The 15,473-nt window shown below is 67.0% G+C and carries 17 protein-coding genes; 1 reads left to right on the forward strand and 16 read right to left on the reverse strand.

Annotated features, from left to right (window positions below; genetic code table 11):
* Positions 1–40 precede the first annotated feature (40 nt).
* Together F3J43_RS05325 and F3J43_RS05330 are read right to left on the reverse strand one after the other, a co-directional pair.
* The gene (locus F3J43_RS05325; RefSeq protein WP_166883768.1) at positions 41–427 is read right to left on the reverse strand and encodes a lysozyme inhibitor LprI family protein; all 387 of its coding nucleotides are present in this window, start codon (positions 425–427) and stop codon (positions 41–43) included.
* A 28-nt stretch (positions 428–455) separates the two neighbouring features.
* A complete protein-coding gene (locus F3J43_RS05330) occupies positions 456–1,370 on the reverse strand; it encodes a LysR family transcriptional regulator (protein WP_166883769.1) in 915 nt (304 codons plus the stop codon).
* A gap of 92 nt (positions 1,371–1,462) precedes the next feature.
* On the opposite strand from F3J43_RS05330, the gene F3J43_RS05335 reads away from it, so the two are divergent.
* Positions 1,463–1,930: a DMT family transporter gene (locus tag F3J43_RS05335; RefSeq protein ID WP_166883770.1), complete on the forward strand. Its 468-nt coding sequence runs from the start codon at positions 1,463–1,465 to the stop codon at positions 1,928–1,930.
* Between the two features lie 34 nt (positions 1,931–1,964).
* Here the strand turns inward: F3J43_RS05335 and F3J43_RS05340 are convergent, their stop codons facing one another.
* The 14 genes from F3J43_RS05340 to F3J43_RS05405 form a co-directional block, all read right to left on the reverse strand.
* Positions 1,965–2,504, reverse strand: a complete 540-nt coding sequence (locus tag F3J43_RS05340) for a hypothetical protein (protein ID WP_166883771.1) — start codon at positions 2,502–2,504, stop codon at positions 1,965–1,967.
* A gap of 51 nt (positions 2,505–2,555) precedes the next feature.
* Positions 2,556–3,119: a GNAT family N-acetyltransferase gene (locus tag F3J43_RS05345; protein WP_166883772.1), complete on the reverse strand. Its 564-nt coding sequence runs from the start codon at positions 3,117–3,119 to the stop codon at positions 2,556–2,558.
* A gap of 92 nt (positions 3,120–3,211) precedes the next feature.
* Positions 3,212–4,624 carry a pyridoxal phosphate-dependent decarboxylase family protein gene (locus F3J43_RS05350; RefSeq protein ID WP_166883773.1) on the reverse strand — a complete coding sequence of 471 codons (1,413 nt, stop codon included), beginning with the start codon at positions 4,622–4,624 and terminating at the stop codon, positions 3,212–3,214.
* 12 nt (positions 4,625–4,636) lie between these two features.
* Entirely contained in the window at positions 4,637–5,461 is an 825-nt protein-coding gene (locus tag F3J43_RS05355) for an ABC transporter substrate-binding protein (protein ID WP_166883774.1), read from the reverse strand.
* Positions 5,458–7,461, reverse strand: coding sequence for a class I tRNA ligase family protein (locus tag F3J43_RS05360; RefSeq protein WP_205297654.1), 2,004 nt, complete (start codon positions 7,459–7,461; stop codon positions 5,458–5,460). Before F3J43_RS05360 ends, F3J43_RS05355 begins: the two co-directional genes overlap by 4 nt.
* A gap of 11 nt (positions 7,462–7,472) precedes the next feature.
* Complete coding sequence (locus tag F3J43_RS05365) at positions 7,473–8,543, reverse strand: NAD(P)/FAD-dependent oxidoreductase (protein ID WP_166883775.1); 1,071 nt, start codon at positions 8,541–8,543, stop codon at positions 7,473–7,475.
* On the reverse strand, positions 8,527–9,846 hold the full coding sequence (locus F3J43_RS05370) for a lysine N(6)-hydroxylase/L-ornithine N(5)-oxygenase family protein (RefSeq protein WP_166883776.1): 1,320 nt from the start codon (positions 9,844–9,846) through the stop codon (positions 8,527–8,529). Before F3J43_RS05370 ends, F3J43_RS05365 begins: the two co-directional genes overlap by 17 nt.
* A 106-nt stretch (positions 9,847–9,952) precedes the next feature.
* On the reverse strand, positions 9,953–10,948 hold the full coding sequence (locus tag F3J43_RS05375; RefSeq protein WP_166883777.1) for a hypothetical protein: 996 nt from the start codon (positions 10,946–10,948) through the stop codon (positions 9,953–9,955).
* Positions 10,948–11,673, reverse strand: a complete 726-nt coding sequence (locus tag F3J43_RS05380) for an SDR family oxidoreductase (RefSeq protein ID WP_166883778.1) — start codon at positions 11,671–11,673, stop codon at positions 10,948–10,950. The genes F3J43_RS05375 and F3J43_RS05380 overlap by 1 nt, the downstream gene beginning before the upstream one ends.
* 26 nt (positions 11,674–11,699) lie before the next feature.
* Positions 11,700–12,401: an SDR family oxidoreductase gene (locus tag F3J43_RS05385; RefSeq protein WP_166883779.1), complete on the reverse strand. Its 702-nt coding sequence runs from the start codon at positions 12,399–12,401 to the stop codon at positions 11,700–11,702.
* Complete coding sequence (locus F3J43_RS05390) at positions 12,398–13,120, reverse strand: HAD family hydrolase (protein ID WP_166883780.1); 723 nt, start codon at positions 13,118–13,120, stop codon at positions 12,398–12,400. Before F3J43_RS05390 ends, F3J43_RS05385 begins: the two co-directional genes overlap by 4 nt.
* 6 nt (positions 13,121–13,126) lie before the next feature.
* Positions 13,127–14,149 carry a hydroxymethylglutaryl-CoA lyase-like TIM-barrel protein gene (locus tag F3J43_RS05395; RefSeq protein WP_166883781.1) on the reverse strand — a complete coding sequence of 341 codons (1,023 nt, stop codon included), beginning with the start codon at positions 14,147–14,149 and terminating at the stop codon, positions 13,127–13,129.
* Positions 14,146–14,526 carry an L-rhamnose mutarotase gene (locus F3J43_RS05400; protein ID WP_166883782.1) on the reverse strand — a complete coding sequence of 127 codons (381 nt, stop codon included), beginning with the start codon at positions 14,524–14,526 and terminating at the stop codon, positions 14,146–14,148. The genes F3J43_RS05395 and F3J43_RS05400 overlap by 4 nt, the downstream gene beginning before the upstream one ends.
* Positions 14,527–14,540: 14 nt before the next feature.
* Entirely contained in the window at positions 14,541–15,452 is a 912-nt protein-coding gene (locus F3J43_RS05405) for a dihydrodipicolinate synthase family protein (RefSeq protein WP_166883783.1), read from the reverse strand.
* Between the last annotated feature and the right edge of the window lie 21 nt (positions 15,453–15,473).

Consider the following 15,473-nt stretch of genomic DNA (forward strand, 5'->3'; position numbering starts at 1 on the left):
CAGGAGCGGGCTTGCCCGCCCCCACGACAGCGCCGTTCGGTCACTGTCCCGGACTGAGCACCCGCTCCAGCTCCGCTGCGCGATCCTTGCTCATATCCATCACGCAAATCGCCCCTTCGAGGCGATAGAGGCTGCCCTCGCTCAGCTTGCCGTGGAACGCGCAGTTGCCGTCGCGGTACTTCACCCACGTGCGTTGCACCTCGCGCAGGTCCTGCTGCCGCGCGCCATCGAGCTTGCCCATCAGTTGCTTGTAGACGCGGTTCAGGCGCTCGTCCTGCAAACGCGTCTCGGCCTGGATGCAGGCAAGCATGCCCTGGGTACTGGATGCCTTGTCCATGCACTGGGTGTAGGCAGGTGAATAATCGTCGGCCTGGACCGTGGCCACGGCCAGCAGCGCCGCGGCGCCGAGCAGATGACGCTTGAGCATGGCAACTCCTTGCACTTATGAATGCGCCTCAGCCTAGCAGCTCATCGCCACACAGTGCCTGGACCTGCATCCGCAACCAGCGATGCCCGGCATCCCCCTCGCGGCGTGAATGCCAGGCCTGGGTGAAGGCGAACGGCGCGATCGCCAGAGGAGGCGCAAACCGTCGCAACACCGGGTCAAGACGCGCACCGGCCAGACTGCGGCGGGCCACGGTAAGCACCAGGTCGGTGCCGGTCAGCAGGCCCTGGGCCACGCCCCAGTGCGGCAGGGTCAGGGCGATGCGCCGGCGCTCGCCCAAGGCCGCGAGGGCCAGGTCGATCTCGTTGTCGATACCCGGGCGCACCGCCACCAGCACATGGTGCCGCGCCAGCCATTGCGCGAGGTCGAGGCCGCCCCGGGGCGGCAGGCCGGCGCGGTCGGCTAGACAGACGAACGACTCCTCGAACAACACCTGCTGGCCAATCTCCGCCGGCAGCTCGGGGAACACGCCCAGGGCCAGGTCGGCCTCGCCATCGATCAGTTGCCCGAGCATCGCCTCGCGACTGCCCTGGGACACCACCAGGTCGATGCCCGGCGCCTCGCGCCGTAGCAGGCGCATCAACCCCGGCAGCACGACCCGGGCGCCATAGTCCGACATCACCAGGCGAAACGTGCGCCGCGCCCTCCCCGGCTCGAAACCCGGGCTGCCGAGCAGGCTGTCGAGCTGCTGCAAGGCCTGTTGCAATGGCTCGCGCAGGGCTTCGGCGCGAGCGCTCGGTTGCAGGCGGCCGCCACGGCGCACCAGCAGCGGGTCGGCGAAGATCTCGCGCAGTTGCGCCAACGCGTGGCTCACTGCCGGCTGGCTGCGGTGCAGGCGCACGGCGGCGCGGGAGACATGCTGCTCGCTGAGCAGGGCGTGCAGGGTCAGCAACAGATTGAGGTCGATGCGGCGCAGATCATCCATAAGGCGAATACAGCCTGTGCGAAATTCGAATTTCCATCATTCAAGTGCATATCGCAGACTCGGGCCAGTGTTCTTTTTCAGGAGTCGCCCACATGCCCAACAGCCTTCTCACCGCCTTGCCACTTCTGGTCGCCCTGCTCGCCGGGGCCGCCGTACCTTTTCAGGCCGGCAGCAACGCCGCCCTTGGCCGCCTGCTCGGCCATCCCTTGTGGGCTGCGGGGGTATCGCTGCTGGTGAGCCTGCTGATGCTGGTACCGGCACTGCTGCTGATGCGTGCACCGCTGCCACAGGTGCAGAACCTGGCCCAGGCACCGTGGTGGGCCTGGTTCGGCGGCGTGGCCGGGGTGCTCTACATCACTGCCGCGCTGGTGCTCACGCCGCGCCTGGGGGCGGCAGGGTTCATCGTCTGCGTGATCGCCGGGCAGGTGCTGTCGTCGCTGCTGATCGACCAGTTCGGGCTGATGGGCTTGCCGGAACGGCCAGTGAACCTGCTGCGCCTGGCCGGAGTCGGGATGATCGTGGTGGGCATGCTGGTGGTGCAGTGGGGGACCACGCGCTGAGCGCCGGACCGCGAGGCTCGCCCCGCGCCCGGGTTCAGAACATCCGCGACTGCTCCGGCGGCACGATCACCTTGTGCAGTTCGAACTGCAGCGCCGGCATCTGGGTCGCCGCATACAGTGTCAGCGCCAGTGCCGCGACCAAGACCACATCCAGCCAGCGCCAGCCCGGCACATCCGCCGCCGAGCGGGCCTTCCAGCACCACCAGCCCTGCCCCAGGCAGAACACCAGCATCGCCAGCAGCCACAGGTAGAAACCGGCTCCCAGGCTAGTCACGTCCTGGAACGTGTAGCTCTGGTTGTCCGGCAGGCGGTCGATGCCGAAGCTGCCGGCCGCCAGGTACAGCGCCAGCAGGCCCAGGAGCAGCGCCAGCCGGCGAAAGCGCCGGTGGGCGAGGATGGCCAGCGCCAGCAGCGGGTTGGCGAACCAGTGGAACAGCCCGAACGGCATGCCCCAAGGGCCGTAGAGCAGCATCTGCAGTGCGGGCATGTGCCGTCCGGCGTCCATCTGGGCGCCGTCGAAAGCCAGGCTGCAGAGGTACAGCGCCAGGCTGAGGGTCAGGTAATAGGCAGGCAATCGTTGGCTCCCTCCGTCGAATGCAAGGCGCGACCATAGCGCACCCTGGTGTCAGGCAACAGGGGGCTCCAGCAGCAGCCCGTAGAGCCCCGAGTCGGACAGCTCGCCGGCCACGCACCAACGGGCACGCAGGGTGCCTTCCAGCACGAAGCCCTGGCGTTCAAGCGTGCGTGCCGAACCCTGGTTGCGCGGATCGATTTCCGCCTCCAGGCGGCGCATGTGCAGGGTGTGGGCAAGGTAGTCGATGAAGCAGGTCAGGGCCTCGTCCATATAGCCACGGCCCTGGACGGACTTGGCCAGGCAGTAGCCGATCTCGCCACGGCGCGAGCTGTCCTCGAGGTTGAACAGCTGGACCATGCCGATCAGCTCGCCGTTGTCACGCCGGTACATGCCCAACTTGAGCAGGTGCCCGGCGGCATAGGCTTCGCGGTCGGCGGCCAGGGCGCTCTCGGCCTCGGCCAGGGTCTGCCAGGGGGCGTGGTACCAGTAACGCATGACCTCGGGGTCGGCCATGATCGTCAGCCACTGCTGCGCATCACCGTGGCGCATGGGGCGCAGCTGCAGGCGTGGGCTGTCGAGGCACAAGTCGCTGGGGAAACTGCGGGGGTCGGGCACACCGGGACTCCTGTCCGATTGTGGGGAAGGTGACAGTCTAGCGTCAGCGCCCGGGCGGGCATAGCCGCCCCGGCAAGACTCACCCGCGCGCCCTACAACCCCGCCAGCAGGCGCTCGCAGCGCGCCTCGTCGAGGCCGGTGTTCATGATGCACAGCCGCATCACCGTTTCCCCCTGCCAACGCGTCGACACCACCAGGGCGATCCCTGCGCGCAGGCAGTCCTGTGCCCAGGCCTCGTAGTCGGCCGCTTGCCAGCCGCGGCGCTTGAACAGGATCACGCTCAACCCCGATGCCTCGATCAGCTCCAGCCGGGGGTGCCTGGCGATGCGCTGGCGCAGGGCCTCGGTCAGCGCCAGGATACGCTCCAGGGTGTGCCGGTAGGCGTCGCTGCCATGCACCACCAGCGAGAACCACAACGGCACGCCCCGTGCGCGGCGGGAAAGGTGAAACGCATAGTGCATGGGGTTGAACTGCTGCGACTCGTTGATCTGGTCGAGGTAGGACGCATCCTGGGTGAACGCCGACATTGCCTGTTGCGGCTGCGCATACAGCAGCGCACAGCAGTCATAGGGCACGAACAGGCCTTTGTGCGGGTCGATGATCAGCGAGTCGGCCAGTTCGATGCCCTGGAACTGCGGGCTCACCTGCGGGACGCAGAGAAACGCGCCGCCGTAGGCGGCATCGATGTGGAACCAGATGCCCTGCCGACGGGCGATGGCACCTACGCCCGGCAGGTCGTCGATCTGGCCTGCGTTGGTCGAGCCGGCCACTACGACGATGGCCACGACCTGCTCCAACCGACCATCGGTCGCCAGTTCGCCCAAGGTCTGCTGCAATCCCGCTGCGCTCATTCGCCCCTGTTCATCACAGGCCACGTCGACCCTTTCAAGGTCCAGCAGCCCGGCACTGACGTCGATCGAGGCATGGGCCGCCAAGCCCGCCAGCACCAGCCCGCCGCGCCGCCCGGTGCGCTCGCGGTAGCGCTGCCGGGCGGCCGCCAGCGCGGAGAAGTTGCCGGCCGTTCCGCCACTGACGAAACAGCCCCTCGCCTCGTCCGGCAACTGCGCCAGGTCGGCCAGCCAGCGCAAGGCCTGGTTCTCGGCCCAGATCAGCCCGGCGCCCCCCAGCCAGCCGGAGCCGATCATGCCGGTGGCCGACAGCAGCCCATCCATCAGCGCGGCGGCCGGGGTCGGCGCGGAACCTATGTAGGCGAGATAGCCGGGATGGTCGGTGGGCACGCCCTGTTGTGCCAGCAGGCTGCCGAACACATCGAGCGCGGCCGGCAGCCCCAGCCCAGCCGCGCTGATGGGATGGCCGACGCGCTGCTCGACGGCACGGCTGATGCCCGCGGCTTCGTCTGGAGCCGACAGCGTGCCACGGGGTCGGCTCAGCGCTTGGCGCAGCGCCTCGAGCATCAGGTCGATATCGCCGGCGGCAAGATCACTCTCGCCGATGGCGGGCAGTAGCCGTGGCTGATCCATGGCGATCGGTTTGCGCATTTGCATGTTCAATGTGTCCTACAGAGGCTGGGGCAATTCAATGGGGTATTCACGCCGCACCATGCGGTAGTCGGCGTGCCGGTACTGGCGCTGGTCGAAGTCGGGGTGAGCCTCCAGGTAACCGGCCAGGTCGTGACCGCCCGCCCGCGCCGCCTCGACCAGGCCCAGCGCCAGGCCCACGCACTCACCGAAGTCCGGCGTAGCGTGCGGGCACAGCGTCACCACGCCGGAGCCCGCCAGCAGGCTGTCGAACTCGTCGATCAGGCAATCGTCGGGTACCAGGTAGACCGCGCCGGGCTGGGCGCGGCGATGGATCTCCCGCGCCACGGCCACGTGCGAACCCATCAAGGCCTGGACCACCGGCCCGGCGCTCGACGCGGCCCTCTGGCCCAACCCTTCGCCAAGCGCCCCGGCCAACCGCTCGCCATAGGCCCCCGGCTGCGCCCAGGGCTGCTCGACCCGCCCGGCATGCCGGGCAAGGTACTCGAGCATCACCGCCACCTGCCGCGTTTCACTGGCACACAGGCGCCAGGCACCCACGGCATGACACAGGTCGGGCGCCGTGGCGGCGGGCAACAGCAGCGGCACCCCGGCCGCCTGGTAGAGGCGCCCGGCCACCCGGGCACATTCACTGTTGAAGTGGCCGACCACCACCTCCACGCCGGCATCGAGCAGGTAGCGCGCGGCCGCCTGCGCCATGGCCGGGTCGGCACCGTCGTCCGCCCACAGCAGTGGCAAGGTCGTGCCTTCGGCGGCTCGACGCAGCCACTGCCCATAGGCCGCGCGCGCGCCGCTCAGCGGCCCGACGATACCCACCGGGCGCAATGACGAGACCCGGCTCATCCCGCCCGCCCTGGCATCAGTTGCGCCAGCGCCTCTGGCGACAGCTTGGGCAGCTCCAGCGTGGCGCCCTGGGCCAGGACGTGGTTGGCAGCGAAGAACGTGCAGGCCTGGGCCGCATCGTTGGCCTGGGCCTCGATGTTCAGCACCTCGTTCAGTTGGCGGCTCACCCCCGGCATCAACGGGGCGGTGGCATGGGCCAGCCAGCGTGCGGTGAGCGCCAGCAGCGCCACGGCGGTGCGCGCGTGGTTGGACAAGGGTTGCCCGGGCGCCAGCAGGTGTTCCTGGGCCAGGCCGAAGCGCCACGCCCGGTCGATCACCTGGGCAACCTGCTCGGCCATGCGCCGTGGCGAGAAGGTCTGGGTCGCTGCCGCCTGCTGGTAGCCCGCCATCCATTGCATCAGTTCGCCGTGATAGATCTTCTGGTCGCTCAGCCAGGCTCCCGATTCAGGCACCTGGCCAGCCTGCCGGGCGACATGCTGCTGCAGGCGCTGAACCCAGTGGGTCAGCTTGTCGGCGAACAGGTCGTTGATCCGCTCGCAGACCTGGTCCACGGTGAAGTTGGTCCTCACCCCCTCGGGCCGGGTCAGCATCAACGCCATGCGCGCATAGTCGGCCCCGGCCTCGGTGAGGAAGTCCTTGCCCCAGATCAGGTGTCGGCGGCTGGTGGAGAACTTGCTGCCGTTGAGGTCGAGCAGTTCGTTGACCACATGGTGGCGCGGTGGCGTCAGCCCCAGTGCCAGGTACACCGCGGGAAACAGCAGGGTGTGGTAGTAGGCGTTGTCGAAGCCGTAGCAATGGACGATGTCCATGGCCCCCGCGTAGCGCTGCGCGGCCCTGGCCACGCGGTCGCCGTCCGCGCCCGGCAGTTCGCTGGCGGCCCACAGGTAACCGAAGGCCATCTCGAACCAGACGTACACCACCTGGTCCTGCATCCCCGGCAGTCGATGGCGGATGCCCCAGTCGCTGCGGTGGCTGATGCAGATATCCGGCAGCCCTTGGCTGAGCATGGTGTGGCACAGCTGGTAGACGTGCGCCGGCATGTTCGCCGTCTGCACATAGCTGGCCAGCTCATCGGCCAACGCGCTCAGGCGGAAGAACAAGCGTGTCTCGATCTTCAGTTGCGGCTGCCGGCCATCCTGCTTGACCCGCGGCTGGGTCAGGTCGACACACTGGTTCGGCTGGCCACAGGCCTCGCAGGCGTTGCCATCGCTGCTCTCGCCACAATGCGGGCAACCACCGTGGATGAACGCTTCGTGCAGCGCGTTGCCCTGGTTGTCGACGAACACCGGGGTATCCTTGGCGTAGATCAACCCCTGGTCGTACAGGCGCTGCAGGTAGTGGTGGACAAAATCGGCATACTCACCCTGGTTGTCCGGGGTGATGAAAAAGTCCATGTCGATCCCGTAGCCCTGCCAGGTCTCGCGGATCGCCTCGGCGTAGTGGTCGGCGCACTCGCTGGGGCTGAACCCTTCCCGCGCCGCGCAGGTCACCACGTAGGTCTGGTTGTCGTCGCGGCCGCTGCCATAGAACACCTGCGCGCCCGCCCCCGCCAGCACGCGCTTGAGCACGTCGCCGGCGATATAGGGGCCCGACAGGTGGCCCAGGTGCAGGTCGCCATTGGGGGTGGGCGGGGTGGCGAAGATCAGTGTGTCGAGCACCGGCTGCGCTTCGACCGGCTTCATCTGCCCGGCATCCCAGTACAGCGAGTGGAACTGCAACGGTTCGCTGGCGCTCAGGTTGCGAATGGTATGCGGCTCGAAACGCTGGCAATGAACCGCGTCGCCGGCATGCACTTCGAGCACCTCCTGGGCGGTGCGCACCAAGCCGTGGCCCGCGGTGAAGACGAACAGCTCGTCCTCGAAGTGGTTGTGCGGCTGGCTCTCCTGCCCCGGCGCCAGCGTGCAGCCCATCAGGTTGATATTGGTGCCTTCAAGATCAACGGCACGCGACTCGACGTTGTAGAAGCGCTTGGCCGGCGCGAACATGCTGATTTTTTTCATTGTTCTGGTCTCTATCCTTGAGTGATCACACGGGCAACACGCATGGCGGCGTACGGCGCCATCTTGAAGCCACCGCCACTGAAGCCCGACGCCACCAGCACACCGCCAGGCAACCCGGGCTGCTCGCCGAGCAGGGCGATGGGTTGAGCGCTGTAGCAGTCGCTGTGGCACAGCGCGCCCTCGGCAGTGGCCGTGCGCAGCCAGGGGAAACGCCGCTCGCCGCGTTCGCGGGTCAACTGCGCGTGCGCCGGGCTGGCCGCGGCATAGGCCTGGCTGGCCGGCACCCGCAGGCCGGTGGGGGTGCCCACGTAGAAGCCGCCGGTCAGCGGGCACCAGCGCCCATTGAGTTCGTTGACGTCATCGATGAAGCACGGGGCCGTGGCCAGCGCGGCGGGCCCTTTGAAGCGGGTGACCTGGATGTGCTGGTTCCACAGGCCGAACGCATCGCCAAAGTGGCGCGCGAGGAACGCGGGGGCGCCATTGCCCATGGCCAACACCACATGCCCGGCCTCGAAGGCGCCAGAGGAAGTCTCCACGCCGGCCACCCGGTTGCCGCTGCCATCGACCCGTAGGCCGTGCACCGTGACCGCGTCCTGGTAGACGCCGCCCAGCGCGGTACCCGCCCTGACCAGGTATTCCAGGGTCGGCCTGGCCTCCATGTAGCCCGAGCCAGGTTCGAGCAGCGCCAGTTCGGCGTTGATCGGCAAGGCGGGGAAGCGCGTGGCCAGCGCCTGGGCATCGAGCAGTTCGGCGCCGATGCCCTCCTCTGCCAGCCAACCGTGCATGCGGTCCAGGTCCGCCACTTCGGCAAAATGCAGATAACCCGTGCGGGCGAACGGCACCCGCCCCTGCGCGGCAGCGCTCAGTCGCTGGTAGAAGCGGTAACCCTCGGCCGCCGCCGCCGTGGCTTCGCGCGAGGCGTGGGTGACCCGCACGATGCAGCCCGACGCGCCAGTGATGCCGCAGGCCAGTTGTTTCTCGTCGAGCAGCAGGCAGCGCTTGCCCGCCTGGCTCAGCACATGGAAGCAGGTCGCGCCGACGATCCCTGCGCCAACGATGATCACATCAAACGGCTTTTTCATACTGCCTGTGCCTCAAGGTGGTCTTCAGATCACCAACGATTTCGCCGGCACGGATGGCCATGTTGGAGATCAGCGTCGCGCTCAGCCCGTGGGAGCCCTCGGCGACACCGGTGGAATACAGCAACGGTGCGGCCTCGCCCTTGAAGGCCAGGCGGTAATGGCGCGACAACTGCGCACCGCCCTCCTCCTTGACCAGCCGCGACGCCAGCGGCGCGCACAGCAGGTCGGCGATATTGCGCGGGCGGAAGCCCGTGGCGCACACCAGGTAGTCACAGTGGACCTGGCGTGCCTCGCCGCTCAGTTGCCGAGCGAACGTCACCTGCAGCCCATTGCCCTGCGCCTGCACCTTCTGGAACCGGCTCAGGCGCTCCAGGGTCAGGCGCTGCTGGCCGCTGACCTCGTCGTCGTACCATTGGCGGTAGAGCTTCTCGATCAGCGCCAGGTCGACCGCGGCGTAGTTGGTGGAGGCATGGGTGCGCAGCACGTGCTTGCGCACATGGGCCGGCGCCGCATGGAAGCCATCCACGGCCTCGGCATCGAAGATCTCGTTGACGAACGGGCTGTCGTCGGCGGGGGTGTAGCCATAACGGGCGTGGATCGCCGTCACTTTCAACGCCGGGTAGGTCTCGAGCAGGTACTCCACCGCCTCGGCGGCGCTTTGCCCGCCACCGACCACCACGCAATGGCCGTCCGCCGGCAAGTTGGCGTCCTGCAGCCGCGCCAGCAGGTGATGCACATGGGTGACGCGCTCACCAGACTGGACATCGTCCGGCATCTGCGGCTCCAGCCCCAGCGAATGCACCACGGAACGCGTCAGCATCGAGGTGGTGGTGTCGCCGACCTGCATCTCGACCCGGAACAGCGGAGCGCCGTCGTCCGCCACGCCACCTTCGGCGATGCGCAGTACCCGGTGGCCATAGAACACCTGCTCGCTGAACTCGGCTGCGCACCAGCTCAGGTAGTCATGGAACTCCACGCGCCCGGGGAAGAAGTCCTTCTTGTTGCAGAACGCCGCGATGCGGCCCTTGCTGTGCAGGTAGTTGACGAAGGTGAAGTGGCTGCGCGGATTGCGGAAGCTGACCAGGTCCTTCAAGAACGACACCTGCATGGTGGCGTTCTTGAACAGCATGCCTTTGTGCCAGGCAAAGCCTGGGGCGCTGTCGACGAAGGCCACCGACAGCTCCGGGGCCAACTCCTGCAGGGCGATGGCCAACGAAATGTTCGACGGGCCGAACCCAATGCCCACCACATCATGTACCTTGCGCTCGCAAGGGCTTCTGGCCACATCTGTTGCAAAACTCATGTGAACTCCCTTTCTACTGAATTTCAGGCTGAGCGGGGCCACGAGGTCGTCATCCATGATGACGGCCCCGGGCGGTCCGGTTTGGGTGTTGCAAAGTGCCTGCGGGCTAGTCGAACTCGAACGCGTCGGCCAGGTTGAGCGCCTGCAGTTGGGCGATATCCTCCTCCAGCACCGACAGGCTGCGATGACGCAGGAACACGGTGCAGCCATAGGTGGTGCCATCGGTGGTCATCGCCATGTACTCGCCCAGCGGCGGCGCGACGAAGTAGTGGCTGAAACTGGCCAGGCCACGCACCTCCCGGTCGAAGCGAAACGCTTTGACACGCCCCGGGCGGGTCACCACGAAGGAGTAGTCCGCCACCGGTTGTTCCGCGCCGGCGCCGATGCGGGGCAACTGGCGCCAGCTGTCTTCCTGGGAAGGCCAGCCCCCCAGCCGGCATAGCTCGGGCAACGGCGTGCTGGCCAGGCGCGGCGATAGCTTGACCAGGCGTGGCCCATGCTGGGTGACCACCACTTCGGCATGCAGCGGGCCATGCACCATGCCCAGCCCGCTGGCCACGGCAGCCAGCCGTGGCACCAGCCCGTCGGGCAACCGGGACGTGGGCAGGCTGGTGACCGCGGTAAGAATCCTGCGGCCTTCCAGATCCAGGGTGTAGCAGTGCCAGGCATCGCTGACGACGAACTGCCCCTGGGCGAACACGCCATTGATGAACAACGGCTCGCCCGGCTCGTTCTCATGCAGCAGGAACGGCCCCGCTACGCCCTGCATCGCCACCGCCAGCGCCGGTACATCGATGCCACCAAGCCCGAGCAGCAACGCCGAGCCTCGCGACGCCGGCGAAATCGACGGGCGCACCACCCAGGTCCGCCCGGCATCCCCCGGCAATGCGTCCAACGACGCCAGCGACTGCGCGGTGAACGCCAGGCCCGGGTCGATCCGGCTGACAGCGCGATGCTGCGCGCATTTGTCGTAGAACACCGCCGGATCGCAATCGGCGCTGAAGTAGCCAGCGGCGATGTTGGTGGCCATGACCTGGCGCAATTGCTGGTCATCGGCCGCCAGCTGATACGCCGCCGGAACCTGGGCGTTGGCCGCGCGCATCACGTCAAGTCCTGCCGGGTCGGGCCACGGAAATGTACCGCGTCGATATGGCAGCTGCGCGGCTGGGTCAGCACGAAGCGCATGGTTTCCCAGATGGAGCGCCCGTTGAGCAGGCGGCCTGTCGGGTCGACGGTTTCATCGAGGCTGGTCACCTCGAAGTCGGGCGGGTAGAAACCCGTGACGCGGATACCTTCCGGCGCCAAGTGGTGGGTCATGTTCTGGCAGAAACCGCTCATGCCATGCTTGGCCGCGAAGAACGCCGGGTGGGCGACGGAATTGGTGAACTGCGGCACACCGCATACCGAGACCATCGCCATGATGTCCGCCGCGCCAGAGCGGCGCAGGCTGGGCAGCAGTGCCCGGGTCAGGGTGATCGAGCCGGTCAGCCCGGAATTGATGGTGCTGACGATCTCTTCATCGCTGTCACCCTCGCCCAACGGCCCTTCGAGCCACTGCGCGGCACTGAGCACCAGGATATCCACCGGACGCTCGTCGGCCTGCAACTGCTCGGCGAACGCACGCACCGAGCGGGCGTCGGCGATGTCGCAGGCATAGGCACGGGCCGAGCCGCCTTCACCCTGGATGATCTCGCACGTGGCCCGGGCGCTGTCCAACTGGCGCGCGCACAGGTCCACATGGGCACCCTCGCGGGCCAGCCAGACCGAAACCGCCTGGCCGAAATCACGGCCACCACCGGTGACCACTACACGTTTGTCCTTCAGCATTGTCTGCCTCCCTGTCATGAAATCCGTCAACAGCCGGGGTGCGGCACCGTGCGGCTGCCCGAGAGCTTTTGCCCATGAAGCTGGTCGACGATGTAGTCCGCGGCATGCTCGGCCCACAGCCCTGGGGCGATGTACTGCGCATGGTCATCCGGCAGGCACTGGGCGAGCATCTTGGTGTTCACCCCGTTGCCAGGGTCCAGCGCCACCGCGTGCAAGCCCTCCGGCAGGTCGGCGCTGAGCGAGCCGATCAGCCCCTCCACCGCGAATTTGCTCGCGCAGTACGGGCCGAGCCCCCAGGACGGCGAACGCCCCCAGCCGGAGCTGATGGCGACGAACAGGCCCTGGCCGCGGTCGAGCATCGCCGGCAGGAAGGCGTGCAGCGTGTTGACCACGCCCAGCACATTGACTTCCATCACCTGCGCCCACTCCTCCTGGCTGATTTCCCAGGCCGGCTTGCGCGCATTGATCACCCCGGCATTGCACACCACGATGTCCATCGCCCCCTCGCGGCACGCTGCCTCGGCGAAACGCCGCATGTCCTCGGGCACCGCCACCGAAGCACTGAACAGTGCCGGGTTGGCCTGGGCCGCCGGCGCGGCCTCGGCCGACAGCTGGCAACCGAACACCTGGTGGCCGCGGGCGGCCAGCGCCTGGCTCAAGGCCAGCCCCAGGCCACGGCTCACACCGGTGATGGCGATGCGCAGCGGCCGCTGCGTGGTTGTGTTCATGATTCCTCCTTGATCGTTTGGCTGCTCACGCAAAAGCGCGATACAGCGTTGTCCGCCAGCAGGTTGGGCACCTCGCCGCCCCAATGGCCCTCAGGCCAGCTGGCGCTGAGGGTCGAGCGCGCGATCAGCGCATGCCCACTGACGAAGATGAACGGCACCTTGCAGGCGATGGCGGCCTCGGCGTCAGCGCTGGCATCACCGAGGAACACGGCTTGGGCAGCGCTGCAGTCGTACTGTTCGAGCAGCGCGTTGATCGCCGCGATCTTGGTCACCGGCGAACCCACCACCCGTGCCAGCAGCCGATCCATCCCGCACTCGGCCAGCGCGGCATTGATCTCCGCCTCCACGCCGCCGCTGACCACCGTGCAGATGACCCCACGGGCCGTCAACCGGGCGAGCAGGTGCGGTGCGCCCGCCACCGCCGGCGAATACCGATAGTGCGCTTGCAGGTACTGCTCGTAGCGCGCGATGCTCGCCGCCACGAAGTCCTCCTCCTGGGCCACCCCGATCAAGCGCTGGAAGGCTTCGAAGTGCCAGCGCCGCGGGCGGCCGAAGTTGAGCCGGAAGCTGTCCTTGCAGCGTTCACGCAGCAGCGCCGGGTAGGCGGCCAGGGCGTGATCGACCGCAGCCAGCTTCACCCCGTTGGAGTCGAGCAGCACACCGTCGCAGTCGAAGAACACCAACTTGCAGTCCGCCAGCAGTTCACCGAGCTTGACCATGTTCGTTCACCGGTAGTGGCTGAGAATGCCCGCGTCGAACTTGTGCGCCCCGGCATGCCCGGCGATCTTGCCGAGGATGTCGATACGTTCAAGGCCCGTCAGCGGCGTGCCTTCGAACAGGCGCTGGGCGTAGGTCGGGTGCACCTTGTGTTTGGCCTGGCAACGGTAGGTGGGCGAGTAGCCCCAGTTCGCCGTGTGCCGGAGCGGCTCGATGTGCGCCGCCAGGAACGCCTCGCAATCGGCCATTTCCTGGGTTCCCGACTTGAGCAGGGCGAGGGTTTCGGTCGGCGCGTTGCCGGCCCCCCGTCCGATCCCGGCGAACGTGCCGTCGGCATGACGGGCACCGGCGTCCAGCGCCGCCTGGGTGTTGGCCACCGCCAGGCCATAGTTGTCGTGGGCATGGAAGCCCAGCGGCAACGGGGTCAGCTCGCGCGCCTGGCTGAACAGGCGATGAACCTGCTCGGGCAACATGCGCCCGAAACTGTCGGCGAAATACAGCGCCGTGACCGGCTCGACGGCCAGGGCCGGCAGGTCATGGACCAGTTGCTCCGGCGTCAGCTCGGCGGCCTGCATCAGGTTGATCATCACCGCCAGGTCCTGCCCCGCCAGGGCCTTGGTCAGCGCCAGGCTGCCCTCGAGCTGGCTGCTCATGGCCGCGATGCGCAGGATGGCGATGGGGAACGGCGAACGCCGGATCGCCGCCAGGATCACCTCGGCGGCAGCCTGCACTGGCTGATCGAGGATGCGCCAGGCATCGATCATCACCGCCGCGCGCATCGGCCCCAGGTCGACCTGCTGGCGCTGCACATCGCTCAGTGACTCGGGCAATGCCTTGTATGAACCAGGGTGGCTGACCCGCGCGGCGGGGTCCAGGTTCAGGTAGCCCATCTCGACAATGTCCACGCCGGCGACCTGGCACATACCGAAGTAGTGCCCGACCATGGCATCGGAAAACCGCCAGTCGGTCTGGAACCCGCCATCACGGAAGGTGCAATCCATCAACACGAATGACTGGTTGTGCGCGGTCATTTTTGTTGGCCCGCCGTTTCCAGGGTCCAGTCGTACACCTGCTCCAGGCGCCACCAGTTGAGGTCGGTGAGGTTGCCTTCGATGCGCTTGAGCAGCGGGTTGTCGTCACCGTGCATGCAGTCGTCCCAGGCCTGGATCACCGGGTGCACCGACAGAGCGTGGGTAAAGTCGCGCAGCGGGTCGAACTGATCGTGGGCTTCGACTTGCATGAACAGGGTGCGAGGTGGCAACAGGTAGATCGACATACGCTGCAAACCGATTTCACGCAGTACGCCTTGTTCACCGGAAATTTGCACGGGGACATCGCGGTGCTTGGCTTTATACAGTTCGGCGGCTTCGAGGCTGGTCAATTCAATGGAGAAACCAATACGTTTCATGAGTAACTTCCTTATTACTGGGTCACGAATTCAAAAAGTTGGTCGTAGACTTTTTCAACTTCATTGAGGGTTTCCACATCCATGGTGAAATCCACGGGTGGGCGGATCAATGTATTGTTCATCAACCGGCGGCGTTTGAGCAGGTGTTTCGACAACTGCAAGTAACAGTCGATGCTCGCCATCATGTGGCACATCAGGTAGGACAGCGGGTAGGCGATGGCTCGGGCGGTTCGCTCGTCGCCGGCCTGCAATGCGCGCCACAGGGCCACGGTGATCTCGGCGATCTCGGTGGCCGGGATCACCCCCGCCAGGCCGCGCTGGTAGGTATCGACCAGCATCATGCCGCCGTCGCCCTCGAAGATCCGCGCCTGGCCGCCGGTGGCATCGCGCAGCAGCGAGACCTTGGGCGCGGTGGGCGCGGACTCGGGCTTGAACTGCACCTTCTGCGGGCCGAACGCCTTGAGCAGGCGGGCCTGCACGTCGATCGACAGCGGCCGCTTGGCCAGCGACTTGGCGTGGTGCACCAGCACCGGTATCTGCACGCTTTCGACGACATTGGCGAAGTAGGTGTACATCTGCTCATCATCGAGCGCCCACATCGATGGGTGCATCACCAGCAACGCGTCACAGCCGGCCTGCTCGGCCTGGCGCGAGTATTCGATCGCCTGGGCGATGCTCTCGCCACCGGTGCTCATGATGGCCAGGCCCTTGTCGCCGGTCTGTTCGGCGATCAGTTCGGCCACGCGGAAGCGTTCGGTGGTGGTCAGCCGCGAGACCTCGGAAATCTGCCCGATGACCACGCCGTCGCAGCCGGTGTGCAGGATGTGTTCGACCTGCAGGCGCAGGGCCGAGGTATCCAGGGAGAGGTCGTTGTTGTAAGGCAGGATGGCGACCGGAAGGACACCTTGGATGGGGAGTTGCGTCATGCCTGATATTCCTTATCAAAG

It is taken from the genome of Pantoea sp. Cy-639, assembly GCF_011752525.1.
Classification (GTDB): Bacteria; Pseudomonadota; Gammaproteobacteria; order Pseudomonadales; family Pseudomonadaceae; genus Aquipseudomonas.

Bases quoted from the DNA above. Each gene is read 5' to 3' on its own strand.
- F3J43_RS05325 (WP_166883768.1), bottom strand. From the start codon at position 427: ATGCTCAAGCGTCATCTGCTCGGCGCCGCGGCGCTGCTGGCCGTGGCC.
- F3J43_RS05330 (WP_166883769.1), bottom strand. From the start codon at position 1,370: ATGGATGATCTGCGCCGCATCGACCTCAATCTGTTGCTGACCCTGCAC.
- F3J43_RS05335 (WP_166883770.1), top strand. From the start codon at position 1,463: ATGCCCAACAGCCTTCTCACCGCCTTGCCACTTCTGGTCGCCCTGCTC.
- F3J43_RS05350 (WP_166883773.1), bottom strand. From the start codon at position 4,624: ATGCAAATGCGCAAACCGATCGCCATGGATCAGCCACGGCTACTGCCC.
- F3J43_RS05355 (WP_166883774.1), bottom strand. From the start codon at position 5,461: ATGAGCCGGGTCTCGTCATTGCGCCCGGTGGGTATCGTCGGGCCGCTG.
- F3J43_RS05360 (WP_205297654.1), bottom strand. From the start codon at position 7,461: ATGAAAAAAATCAGCATGTTCGCGCCGGCCAAGCGCTTCTACAACGTC.
- F3J43_RS05365 (WP_166883775.1), bottom strand. From the start codon at position 8,543: ATGAAAAAGCCGTTTGATGTGATCATCGTTGGCGCAGGGATCGTCGGC.
- F3J43_RS05370 (WP_166883776.1), bottom strand. From the start codon at position 9,846: ATGAGTTTTGCAACAGATGTGGCCAGAAGCCCTTGCGAGCGCAAGGTA.
- F3J43_RS05375 (WP_166883777.1), bottom strand. From the start codon at position 10,948: ATGCGCGCGGCCAACGCCCAGGTTCCGGCGGCGTATCAGCTGGCGGCC.
- F3J43_RS05380 (WP_166883778.1), bottom strand. From the start codon at position 11,673: ATGCTGAAGGACAAACGTGTAGTGGTCACCGGTGGTGGCCGTGATTTC.
- F3J43_RS05385 (WP_166883779.1), bottom strand. From the start codon at position 12,401: ATGAACACAACCACGCAGCGGCCGCTGCGCATCGCCATCACCGGTGTG.
- F3J43_RS05390 (WP_166883780.1), bottom strand. From the start codon at position 13,120: ATGGTCAAGCTCGGTGAACTGCTGGCGGACTGCAAGTTGGTGTTCTTC.
- F3J43_RS05395 (WP_166883781.1), bottom strand. From the start codon at position 14,149: ATGACCGCGCACAACCAGTCATTCGTGTTGATGGATTGCACCTTCCGT.
- F3J43_RS05400 (WP_166883782.1), bottom strand. From the start codon at position 14,526: ATGAAACGTATTGGTTTCTCCATTGAATTGACCAGCCTCGAAGCCGCC.
- F3J43_RS05405 (WP_166883783.1), bottom strand. From the start codon at position 15,452: ATGACGCAACTCCCCATCCAAGGTGTCCTTCCGGTCGCCATCCTGCCT.